The organism is Sciscionella sediminilitoris (genome assembly GCF_000737195.2).
Taxonomy (GTDB): domain Bacteria; phylum Actinomycetota; class Actinomycetes; order Mycobacteriales; family Pseudonocardiaceae; genus Sciscionella; species Sciscionella sediminilitoris.
Genome location: NZ_JALM01000143.1, coordinates 1 through 11,193 on the forward strand (window position 1 = coordinate 1; position 11,193 = coordinate 11,193).

9 protein-coding genes are annotated in these 11,193 nt (G+C 69.5%); 6 read left to right on the plus strand and 3 right to left on the minus strand.

Going from position 1 to position 11,193, the window contains the following annotated elements:
- Positions 1 to 73: 73 nt before the first annotated feature.
- Genes AD72_RS33755 through AD72_RS33765 form a run of 3 tightly spaced genes read right to left on the minus strand, consistent with a single transcriptional unit; the run spans position 74 to position 2,904 of the window.
- Complete coding sequence (locus AD72_RS33755) at positions 74 to 769, minus strand: SDR family NAD(P)-dependent oxidoreductase (protein WP_051899312.1); 696 nt, start codon at positions 767 to 769, stop codon at positions 74 to 76.
- 54 nt (positions 770 to 823) lie between these two features.
- On the minus strand, positions 824 to 2,149 hold the full coding sequence (locus AD72_RS33760) for a 6-phospho-beta-glucosidase (protein ID WP_031470716.1): 1,326 nt from the start codon (positions 2,147 to 2,149) through the stop codon (positions 824 to 826).
- Entirely contained in the window at positions 2,140 to 2,904 is a 765-nt protein-coding gene (locus AD72_RS33765; RefSeq protein WP_031470717.1) for a DeoR/GlpR family DNA-binding transcription regulator, read from the minus strand. Before AD72_RS33765 ends, AD72_RS33760 begins: the two co-directional genes overlap by 10 nt.
- Before the next feature lie 119 nt (positions 2,905 to 3,023).
- On the opposite strand from AD72_RS33765, the gene AD72_RS33770 reads away from it, so the two are divergent.
- From AD72_RS33770 to AD72_RS33795, 6 genes are all read left to right on the plus strand, one after another.
- A complete protein-coding gene (locus tag AD72_RS33770) occupies positions 3,024 to 4,142 on the plus strand; it encodes a carbohydrate kinase family protein (protein WP_031470718.1) in 1,119 nt (372 codons plus the stop codon).
- On the plus strand, positions 4,142 to 5,491 hold the full coding sequence (locus AD72_RS33775; protein ID WP_031470719.1) for an extracellular solute-binding protein: 1,350 nt from the start codon (positions 4,142 to 4,144) through the stop codon (positions 5,489 to 5,491). The genes AD72_RS33770 and AD72_RS33775 overlap by 1 nt, the downstream gene beginning before the upstream one ends.
- Entirely contained in the window at positions 5,488 to 6,390 is a 903-nt protein-coding gene (locus AD72_RS33780; protein ID WP_031470720.1) for a carbohydrate ABC transporter permease, read from the plus strand. Before AD72_RS33775 ends, AD72_RS33780 begins: the two co-directional genes overlap by 4 nt.
- Entirely contained in the window at positions 6,387 to 7,208 is an 822-nt protein-coding gene (locus tag AD72_RS33785) for a carbohydrate ABC transporter permease (RefSeq protein WP_031470721.1), read from the plus strand. Before AD72_RS33780 ends, AD72_RS33785 begins: the two co-directional genes overlap by 4 nt.
- Positions 7,209 to 7,210: 2 nt before the next feature.
- Positions 7,211 to 9,871 carry a sugar-binding protein gene (locus AD72_RS33790; RefSeq protein WP_037348311.1) on the plus strand — a complete coding sequence of 887 codons (2,661 nt, stop codon included), beginning with the start codon at positions 7,211 to 7,213 and terminating at the stop codon, positions 9,869 to 9,871.
- Positions 9,872 to 9,979: 108 nt separating this feature from the next.
- Positions 9,980 to 10,795 carry a hypothetical protein gene (locus tag AD72_RS33795; RefSeq protein WP_031470723.1) on the plus strand — a complete coding sequence of 272 codons (816 nt, stop codon included), beginning with the start codon at positions 9,980 to 9,982 and terminating at the stop codon, positions 10,793 to 10,795.
- Positions 10,796 to 11,193 lie beyond the last annotated feature (398 nt).

Below are 11,193 nucleotides of genomic sequence, written 5' to 3' on the forward strand. Positions count from 1 at the left end.
TTACGGGACAACCTTTAGCTCACCCGGAACCACGGCTCACCCGAGAAAACCCGGCTCGCCCATAACCACTGGCTCACCAGGAAAGGCGGCGACCGTCCCGGAAGAACCCGCCGGTCGGCCCGTCCTCGGGAATGTCCACGGCCCACAGCACGCTCGCCGCACCGGCCTCGATCGTCCGCCCGCCGCGGCCGCCCATCCGGGTCGCGACCCACCCGGGACAGACCGCATTCACCAGGATGCGGTCCCTGCTGCACTGCGCGGCGAACACCCGGGTGACCGCGTTCAGCGCGGCCTTGGACACCGCATAGGCCGGGGTTCCCGCGCCCATATCGGAGAGCGCGCCGATCCCGCTGGAGACGTTCACGATGCGCCGACCAGGACGGTTCCCGCGCATCAGCGGTAGCAGCGCGGTGGTGGTGCGCCAGGCCCCGATCGCGTTCACCTCCAGTGCCTCGGTGACGATGCGCATGTCCGCGCCCGCGGGATCCTGCCAGGTGTCGTAGTGCACGCCCGCGTTGTTGACCAGCACGTCGACCTGGCCGAATTCGGCGCGCAGCAACTCCCCCAGAGCGGTGGTACTGCGCTCCTCGGTGACGTCGAGCTCGGCGACGAGCACCCGGCCGTTCGCATCGAGCTCGCGTGCGGCCTGGCGCCCGGCCTCGGCCTCGCGGGCCCCGAGCACGGTGCGGTATCCACGGCTGAGCAGCTGCTCGACCACGGCGAGACCGATCCCACGATTGGCCCCGGTGACGACGGCGATCCGGTCCACGAGGACGATCGTACGAATTACCGGCCCGGTTGACGAGGCTCTGGAAGCAAGAGCTCAACTCAGCGCGGCGGCCACCCCGGGGATGCGTGCGCGGTAGTGCTCGAGCAGGATCCGCGCGGTGTCCACCGAGTCCACCAGCGGGTGCAGCGCGAAAGCGGAAAGCGCGGCGCGGCGCGAATGGGTCACCGCGGCGGTGATGGTGTGCCGCTCGCACTCCTTGACCTGCGCGACCAGGCCCAGCTGGTGCCCGGAAAGCGGGGCGGTGGCCAGTGGGCGGGCTCCGTTCGCGTCCACCGCGCAGCCGACCTCGATGACCGCGTCCTCGGGCAGTTCCGGGAGCGTGGACCCGTTGCGCACGTTGAGCAGCATGCTGGCGTGCTCATCGCGGGTTATCGCGGACATGAGCTCGAGCGCGACCCGTTCGTATCCGCCACCCTCCACATCCGCGGCGGCGCGCTCCCCCTCCCGGCTCTCGGCCATATAGGTGGCATCGCGTTCCCGCCTGGTGCGCTCCCAGGCGGCGAGCGCGGTCTCCGGTGCCTCGGCGACCGCCTCGTAGAACGCGGCCTGCTGGCGCAGCAGGAACTCGCCCCTGGTCGCGGCCCCGCCCTTGATGGCCGCGATCGCCTCGCGGGTCCGGTAGTAGTAGTACAGGTACTCGTTGGGCAGGCAGCCGAGATCGTGCACCCACTCCGGGCCGAACAGTTCACCCTCCTCGATGCCCGCGAGCAGCCCGGGCTCGGCGAGCAGTTCGGGGAGCACATCCCGGCCGTCGTGGCGCAGCCCGCGCAGCCAGCCGAGGTGGTTGAGCCCGGCGTAGTCCAGCCCGGTGCGCGCCGGATCGAGACCGAGGGCCACCGCGGCCCGGCGGCCGAGCCCGATCGGCGAATCGCAGATCCCGATCACCCGTTCGCCGAGCACGCCCTGCATGGCCTCGGTGATCATGCCCGCGGGATTGGTGAAGTTGATGACCCAGGCGCGCGGGCACAGCACCGCGCAGCGTTCGGCGATGTGCCGGGCAGCGGGCACGGTGCGCAGCCCGTAGGCGATCCCGCCCGGACCGGTCGTCTCCTGGCCGAGCAGCCCGAGATCGAGGGCGACCCGTTCGTCGGCGGTGCGCCCCTCCAGCCCGCCGACCCGGATCGCGGAGAACACGAAGTCCGCCCCGGCCAGTGCCTCGTCCAGTTCGGTGGTCGCGCGCACCTGAGGGGCACCTGCCACGTTCCCGGCGAGCCCGGCAAGCACCCGGGTGATCGCCTCGAGCCTGCCGCGGTCCAGATCGTGCAGCACCACCTCATGCACCGGTCCGTCCGCGCCCAGCAGGGCGCGATAGACGAGCGGAACCCGGAATCCACCGCCACCGAGGATCGTCAGTCGCATGCCAGCATTACCTCCACCCCTGCCGCGGAACAGGTGTCCAGTGTCGCGGAATCGGCGCCCGCATTGGTGATCAGCACGTCGAGTTCGTCCACCCCGCAGACCCGCAGCGCACCCGTTCCCGGGAACTTGCCCTTGTCGGCGAGCAGCACCACCTGCCCCGCCGCGGCGATCAGCGCGCGTTTGATCGGCGTCTCCACGAGCGTGCTGTCCAGCACCTGGCCGTCCCCGCGCACCCCGCTCGCCCCGATGAACGCCCGGTCCGCCCGCACCTGGCGCAGCGCGTCCTCGGTGAGCGCGCCGACCAGCGAATGGTAGGTGCGCCGGACGAGCCCACCGAGCACGAGCAGTTCCACGCACTCGTCCTCGCGCAGTTCGTCGAGCACGGCCAAGCTCGAGGTGAGCACGGTGACCCGGCGCCCGCGCAGCCGCCTGGCCAGATGCGCGACCGTGGTGCCGATGTCCAGCAGCAGCACATCCCCGTCGTTGACCAGTTCGAGCGCGCGCCCGGCCACCGCGTCCTTGTCCTCGGGGGCGATCGCGGCCACGTTCGCGAAGGGCATGTCCACATCGGCATCGGCTTCCGCGTGCGCACCACCGTGCACCCTGGTCAGGGTGCCCTGCTTGGACAGTTCGGCGAGATCGCGGCGGATCGTGGAAGCGCTGACCCCGAGGGAACCGGCGAGCGCGGCCGCCGAGAGGGGACCGGAGCAGCGCAGCCGCCGCACGATCTCGGCGCGCCGTCGGTGCTGGATCACGCACCGAGCATAGCAGTCGCACTGCGCGTTTTCGCTCGGAAATGCGCACTAATGATTGTCTTCGCGCATTGTGGTGGTTAGAGTGCTGGGGTCCCGCCCAGCGTCGAGAGGACCATCCCGTGGCCGCGACCGCGTACGATCCGCTGGCCGGTAAGCGCCTCCCCGACAGCCCCGAGTTCGACGTGTTCTTGTACGGCACCGTCTTCCTCGACATCGTGTTCACCGGGCTGCACGCGCTGCCGGACGCGGGCACCGAGGTGATGGCCGACGGAATGGGCTCCTGTCCCGGCGGCATCGCCAACCTCGCGATCGCCACCAGCAGGCTCGGCCTGCGCACCTCGCTCGCCGCCGGGTTCGGGGACGACGACTACGCGGACTTCTGCTGGCGCACCCTCGCCGAACAGGAATCGATCGACCTGTCCTGTTCGCGGCGGTTCGCCGAATGGCACTCCCCCGTGACCGTGTCACTCGCCGCCTCCGGTGATCGCACCATGGTCACCCACAGCCACGCCCCGCCGATGGCCGCGACCGAGATGATCGGGCACCCGCCGCGATCCCGCGCGGTGATCGTGGACCTGGACGAGACCGAGCCGCTGCGCCGCGGGGAACAGGCATCCTGGGCCGAGCTCGCCCGGACGGACGGGGCGCTGGTGTTCGCCGATGTCGGCTGGGACGCCAGCGGGAACTGGCCCGCGAGTCTGCTGGATCAGCTCGAACTCGCGCACGCCTTCATGCCGAACGCGGGCGAGGCGATGGCCTACACCAGGACCGAGACCCCGAGGGACGCGCTGTACGAGCTCGCCGACCGGGTGCCGCTCGCCGTGGTCACCAACGGCAGGCACGGCGCCATGGCCATCGATTCGAGCACCGGGGAGGAGGCCGAGGTTCCCGCGCTGCGGGTGGACGCGCTGGATGCCACGGGAGCGGGGGACGTGTTCGGTGCGGGCATCGTGCTCGGCACCCTCGCCGGATGGCCGCTGCCGCACCGGCTCGCGTTCGCCGGTGCCTGCTCGGCGCTCGCGGTGCAGCAGTTCGGCGGTTCCCTCGCCGCGCCCGGCTGGGGCGATATCGCCGACTGGTGGCACGCGGTGCGCGATGGCATGAACTCCTGCGCCTACCGGGAATCCTTGTTGCGCCGCTACGGTTTCCTGGACGAACTGATCCCGGTCTTCCCGGTCGGCGCGGTGCGCAGGGCGGCGGCGACCATCGCGCGGGCCGCGGACGTCGGGGACTTCTGATGCGCAGGCTCGCGGTGTTCGCCGCCGTCGCCCTGCTCGCGGCCGGTTGCGCCCCGCCGGGCGCGGAATTCGCGGAGAACCAGCCCAAGGGCAAACCGGTCTCGGCGATCAGCACCGATCCGGCGAAGGCGGGAAAGGTGACCCTGAACGTCTGGGACCAGGAAGTGCGCGGCGGGCAGAACGAGCAGTTCACCCAACTGCTCGAGGAATTCCAGAAACGCTATCCGAACGTCACCATCAATCGCACCTCGAAGAGCACCGATGATGTGCGCACCACGCTGAAACTCGCGCTCTCCGGGAACAATCCCCCGGATGTTGCCGAGGTCAACCAGGGTTATCCGGACATGGTCGCCTTCGTCAAGGCGGGCATGCTCACCCCGCTGGACAATTACGCGAAGGTGTACGGCTGGAAGAACCGTTATCCGAAAGCACTGCTCGGTCTGAACAGCTCGGACCGGAAACGGTTCGGCACCGGAAGCCTCTACGGACTTTCCCAGATGGGCGAGTACGTCGGGGTGTTCTACAACAAGAAAAAGCTCGCCGCCGCCGGGCTCGAACCGCCGAAGACCTGGCAGGAGTTCACCGGCGAACTCGACAAGCTGAAGGCGCGCGGCGAACTCCCGATCCAGTTCGGCAATCTGGACCGGGAAGCGGCGATCCACGTCTTCGGGGTGCTCGCCAGCCAGTTCGCCGGCCGGGAAGCGGTGCGCTCGCTGATTCTGGGCCGGGGACGGGGATCCTGGACCGATCCGAAGATCGTGCAGGCCGCAAGGGTGCTGCGGGACTGGGCGCGCCGCGGTTATCTCACTCCCAACGGAAACGGGCTCGGCTACGACGACTCGGCCAAGCAGTTCGCCGCGGGCAAGGGGGTCTTCATGATCACCGGGACCTGGGAGACCGAGGTGCTCGGCGCGCCGATGGGGAACAATCTCGGCCTCATCCCGCCGCCACCGCTGCAACCCGGCGCGGGCCCGGCCACCATCGGCGGGGAGAACTTCGCACTCGCCATCTCCAGCAAATCCCGCCATCCCGATGTCTCCGCCGCGCTGATCGATTTCCTCACCGATGAACACGCGGCGAAGGTACTCACCGAAACCGGGAATCTGCCCGCGGTTCCCGGAGACAACGCCGCGCGGCTGCCCGCGGACAGTCCCCGGCGCGCGATGCTCGACGGCTGGGACCGGATCAACGCCGGTGGCGGTCCCGCGCCCTATCCGGACTACACCACGCCGAGCTTCTACGACACGATCACCGCCGCACTGCAGGAACTCGTGGACGGGCGGCTGAGCCCGGAACAGTTCACCGAGCGGCTGCAGTCCGATGTGGACAAGTTCGGGCAGGGACGATGAGCAGCATCGCGGGCCGCTATCGCAAGCGGGCGCCCGGTGAACCGCGGGCGGTCGGCTACCTCTACATCCTGCCCGCGCTCGCGGTGTTCACACTGTTCGTGCTCATCCCGCTGGGGCGCGCGGTGTGGATCTCGCTCTACGACTGGGACGGCCTCTCGGTCGGCACCTGGGCGGGATTCCGCAACTACACCACGCTGTTCACCGATCCCGAGCTGCGCGCACCGTTCGCCAACGCGCTGATCCTGCTGCTGTTCTTCGCCGCGCTGCCGATCGTGCTCGGCCTACTGCTCGCCTCGGTCTCCTCCCGGGTCCGGTTGCGCGGGCTGACCTTCTTCCGCACCGTGCTGTTCCTGCCGCAGGTGTTCGCGCTGGTCGTGGTCGCGATCGTGTGGCGGTGGATCTACGCCCCGGACGGGCTGCTCAACGCGGCGCTGCGGGCCGTCGGTCTCGGTGACCTCGCCCGCGGCTGGCTCGGCGACTTCCACCTCGCGCTGCCCTCGGTCGGCCTGATCGGCACCTGGGTGGAGACCGGGCTGTGCATGGTGCTGTTCCTGGCCGGTTGCCAGCGGATCCCGCGCGAGCTCTACGAAGCGGCCCGGCTGGACGGGGCGGGCGCGGTGCGCGAGTTCTTCACGGTGACCCTGCCCTCGCTGCGCCCGGAGATCGCGGTCGCCGCGACCCTGACCATCGTCGCCGGGCTGCGCACCTTCGACCTGGTGTACGTGACCACCGCGGGCGGACCGGGCAACGCGACCTCGGTACCCGCCTACGAGGTCTACCACCGCGCCTTCGAGACCGGGCAGGTCGGCTCGGCGGCCGCGATCGGGGTCGCCCTGACCATCCTGGTCTTCGCCATCACCCTCGTGGTGACCCGGCTCATCGAAGGGCGGGAGAAATGAACTCCCGCGGTGAACGCCTCGCCAGCTATGTGATCCTCGCGCTGTTCAGCGTGATCGCGCTGGTTCCCGTACTCGGCGTGCTGTCCACCGCCTTCTCCAGTCAGCGCTCGCTGCGCACCGGGTTCGCCCTTCCGGACGGGCTGCACCTGAGCAATTTCGCGGATGCCTGGACCCGCGGGCATTTCGGCGCCTACTTCGGTTCCTCGGCGCTCGTCACGGTCACCGTGGTGATCGCGGCCGGGCTGTTCTCGATCCTGGCCGGTTACGCCTTCGGCACCATGCGGTTCCCCGGGACCACGCTGCTGTTCTCGGTGTTCCTGATCGGGCTCACCCTGCCCGAGGAAGCGCTCGTGGTGCCGCTCTACTTCGATCTGCGCTGGGCCGGGCTCACCGAGACCTACTGGTCGCTGATCCTGCCGCAGACCGCGCAGTCCGTCGCGTTCGGCACCTTCTGGATGCGTGCCTACTTCCGCAGCGCGCCACGGCCGCTGATCGAGGCGGCGCGCATCGACGGGGCGTCCAGCTGGACCACCCTGTGGCGGGTACTGGTTCCCGCGGGGCGCCCGGCGATCACCACCATGGTCGTGATCACCTTCATGTGGACCTGGAACGAGTTCCTGCTCCCGCTGGTGATGGTGAGCTCGGACGCGCTGCGCACCGTGCCGCTCGGGCTGGTGTTCTTCCAGGGCCAGCACAGCGCGGAGTTCTCGCTACTCGCCGCGGGCGCGGTGCTCGTCGCGCTCCCGGTCGTGATCGTCTACATCATCCTGCAGCGCCGGTTCATCGAGGGCATGCTGACCGGCTCGATCAAGGAGTGAGGATGCTCAGGAAATCGTTGCTGTGCACGGGAATCGCCGCCTTGGTGCTCGCGCTGTTGCCCGGGATCGGTGCGGCGGCCCCGAAATCCGCGAACCCGGGACACGTGGATGTGCTGTTCATCGGCGCGCACCCGGACGACGAGCACAACAATCTCGCCACCTTCGGGCAGTGGCGGGAGAATTCGGGCATCAGCACCGGGGTCGTCACCATCACCAGGGGCGAGGGCGGCGGGAACGCGGTCGGCCCGGAAGAGGGCCCCGCGCTCGGCGTGCTGCGCGAGGGCGAGGAACGCAAGGCGGTCGGCCGCGCGGGTGTCCAGGACGTGCACAACCTGGACAAGGTCGACTTCTTCTACACCGTCAGCGCCCCGCTCACCAGGAAGGTGTGGGACGAACAGGACACGCTCGACCGGATCGTGCGGCTGGTGCGGGAGACCACGCCCTCGGTGATCGTCACCATGAACCCCGCGCCCGTCCCCGGACAGCACGGCAACCACCAGGAGGCGGGCCGGCTGGCCACCCAGGCCTACTACGACGCCGCCGATCCGGCGAAGTTCACCGGACAGGGGCTCGCGCCGTGGAGCACCGGCCGGTTGTTCGAGGCGGATGCGGACGGTTCCGGTGGCACCGGTCCCGATTGCCCGAACACCGCGGACAATCCCGCCGAACAGGTGTACCGCGTCTGGGAGGGCGCCTACTCCCGCGAACACCGCAGCAGCTGGGCCAAGGTGCAGGCCCAGTCCGCGCGCGACTACCGCAGCCAGGGCTTCGGGGACACCGCCGATCCGCCGACGGACCCGGCCAAGATCGACTGCGACCGGTTCACCCAGATCGATTCCCGGGTGCCGTACACGATCGGCGACACCGCACCGGAAGCCATGCTCGAAGGTGCCGCACTGCCCGGAAAAGGCGGCCTGCCCAAGGGAACCGGGCTCGAACTGCGCACCTCCGAGCAGCACCCGGTCCCGGGCAGCAGCTTCACCGCCACGGTGACCGCGCACGCCCCGCACGGTGGCGTGCTGCCCGGTGCCCGGATCACGCCGGCGCTACCGGAAGGCTGGTCCGTGCGGGGTGACGGGCGGCTCGACGGGAACGGGAAGGCCCGGTTCACCGTGACCGTGCCGCGCGCGGCGAAGACCGGCACCGGATACCGGATCGGCGCCGAACTCCGCAGCGCGATCGGGCATGGGCAGACGGCGCGCGAAATCGAGCCCGCCCCCGCGCTCACCGCCGCTCCCGCCCGGTTGCCGCAGTACGCCGACTTCGACGACTGGTCCGCCCGCACCGGGGTTCCCCAGCTGCAGGGCGACTGGGAGAACACCCTCTCGCTGGGTTCCGGGAAATCCCGCACGATTCCGGTTCGCCTGCACAACAACGGCGAGCGAGCCGAATCCGGCACGGTGCGCCTCGACCTGCCGAAGGGGTTCACCGCCTCCCCCGCCACCCGGGAGTACCGCGGGCTCGCCCCCGGTGCGGACACCACGGCCGAATTCACCGTTGCCGCCACCGACAAGCAACTGCCCACCGCGAACGACGGCGACTACCGGTACACCGTGCACACCACGAGCGGTGCCGGGAGCCGGGACACCGCCGCGGCACTCGATCTGGTCCCGGCGACCAGTATCCCCGCACTCGACTCCGCACCGAAGCTCGACGGAATCGCGGGCCCCGGCGAGTATCCCGGCGCCACGCTGCCGATCTCCCGGCGCTGGGAGGGCGATCCGTGCACCTCGGCCAGGGACTGCTCGGGATACGCCAAGGTCTCCCGACACGGGGACACGCTGTACGTGCTCACCCACGTCACCGACGACAAGCAGGGCACCGCGCTCTCCGCGAAGGACTGCAAACGGCACTGGCGCACCGATTCGGTGGAGATCGACATCGATCCGCGCGGCACCGGGGAGAACACGGCGACCACTTTCAAGACCGGGATCCTGCCGTGGACTGCCGAGGGCGGGCCGTGTTTCGAACGCGATGCGGACAACCACCAGGGCGGCGCGGAAACCGCCCCCGGAATGCGGGTCGCCGCGAAGGTGGACAAGCCCTACACCGGCTACACCGTCGAAGCCGCGATCCCGCTGGCCGATCTGCCCTCGGCGGTGGATCCCGCCCGGATGGGGCTGAACATCCTGGCCTATGACTCGGACACCACGGACAAGACCGGCCAGACCCGCATAGGCTGGTCCCCGTTCTCCGGCGTGCAGGGCGATCCCTATCGCTGGGGGCACGCCGAACTGCCCGGTTATCAGCCACCACCGGACCGTCCGGTCCAGCCGAGCGAGCCGGTCATCGCCAAGACCGCGGCGCGCAGTATCGACTCCCCCGCCTCCATCGCCCAGTCGGCCCGCAACGGGATCCCGCTCGCCGGGGCACAGGCCGCACCCGCTGCGGACCGCGCGAGCCTGGCCGGACCGGCGCTGCTGCGCGGGGGAACACTGACCGCGCTGGTGCACGTCACCGGACCGGGAACCGCGCATCTGTACGTCTGGTCACCGGAGGGCAAGACGCTGGGTTCACGCACGATCCCGGTGCCCGGTCCGGGAGCGCGGCGGATCGAGCTCCCGGTGACCGGTACCCCACCGGCGGGCACCCGGGTACTGCTCGGTTTCGCGGCCGAGCAGGGCGGAACCGCCAGCAGCACGGCGCCCATTCTCGGGAACTGAGCACCACAAAGGGGATAACGATGTCCGATTCGTCCGTTCGGCCCATCGTTCCCGTGGTACAAATTGCTGCGTCGGTACCGACCTCGACGAACAGGAGTACGGTTCGCGATGCGTAGCAAGGTCCAGAAAATCACCCCGCAAAAAGCCGAGACGATGCTGGAGGCGAACACCTCGAACCGGCCCCTTTCCAAGCCGGTGGTGCGCGCCTTCGCCGAAGCCATGCGCCGCGGTGAATGGCAGGTCACCCACCAGGGCATCGCCTTCGACACCAACGGCGTGCTCGTGGACGGACAACACCGGCTCGCCGCGATCGTCGCCGCCGAACAACCGGTCGAGATGACCGTGTTCACCGAGGTACCCCCGGACACCTTCGACGTACTCGACACCGGAAAACGCCGCAACGCGGCCGATGTGCTCGCCATCGAGGGCGAGAAATCCTCGGTCATGCTCGCCGCGATGCTGCGCACGATCTACCTGGTGGCGAACCGCCCCGATGTGAACTGGTCCTCCGGTTCCGCCTCGGTCACCAACACCCAGATCCTGGAAACCCTCGAAGCACACCCGAAAGCGCGGGAGTACGTACAGCTCGGCGAGCGCATCTCCGCGGCCACCGGGATGATCAAGTCCGCGGCCGGAGCGGCGAGCTACCTGGTGGACGCCGCCAACAAACGCATCGACCTCGAGGAGTGGTACGAGGGCATCATCGAGGGCGCCGGGCTGCGCCGCAACGATCCCCGGCTGACCTTCCGCAACACGATGTTCCGGATGGCCCGCAAGGAGGCCGGACAGGTGCAGCACCGCAGGGAGAGCCGCGAGCACGTCACCCTCTATGTCAAGGCATTCAACGCCTGGGCACGGGGCGACAACATGGCGCAGCTGCGGTACGCGGCACGCGAGGAGTTCCCGCCCATCGCCAGGATCTAGTGCTGCGTCATGCAACCTTGGCTAGGTGAGTCGGGCGGCGGATTCTCGAGCTGGCCGCGAAGTGGCGTTCCCATTCGCGATGGAGCAGGTGGCGGCGGTGGCGGAGCAAGGTCTTCAGACACCGGTCTGCCTTCGGGCCCTGGTGGCCGAGGTGGAACCGCCACAGACACAGGTACCCCAGGCGCTTCGGTCGCGGGCAGTGCCGGTGAGGCGTGCGTGTGTCAGCGCCACCGAGAGGTCAAGCAGCGGACTCGTCCGTGCCTCGCTCGCCCGGATTCGCGGTGATGGTCGAACGCGGGCGAGCAAGATCCCATGTGGCGTCGGTGACCAGCTGCACCTGCGCTGTCGCCGACGCCACACAGGACGGGCAGACGCGCCCTAGTGCCGTATCAAGCAAC

Bases quoted from the DNA above. Each gene is read 5' to 3' on its own strand.
- AD72_RS33760 (WP_031470716.1), bottom strand. From the start codon at position 2,149: ATGCGACTGACGATCCTCGGTGGCGGTGGATTCCGGGTTCCGCTCGTC.
- AD72_RS33785 (WP_031470721.1), top strand. From the start codon at position 6,387: ATGAACTCCCGCGGTGAACGCCTCGCCAGCTATGTGATCCTCGCGCTG.
- AD72_RS33780 (WP_031470720.1), top strand. From the start codon at position 5,488: ATGAGCAGCATCGCGGGCCGCTATCGCAAGCGGGCGCCCGGTGAACCG.
- AD72_RS33790 (WP_037348311.1), top strand. From the start codon at position 7,211: ATGCTCAGGAAATCGTTGCTGTGCACGGGAATCGCCGCCTTGGTGCTC.
- AD72_RS33775 (WP_031470719.1), top strand. From the start codon at position 4,142: ATGCGCAGGCTCGCGGTGTTCGCCGCCGTCGCCCTGCTCGCGGCCGGT.
- AD72_RS33795 (WP_031470723.1), top strand. From the start codon at position 9,980: ATGCGTAGCAAGGTCCAGAAAATCACCCCGCAAAAAGCCGAGACGATG.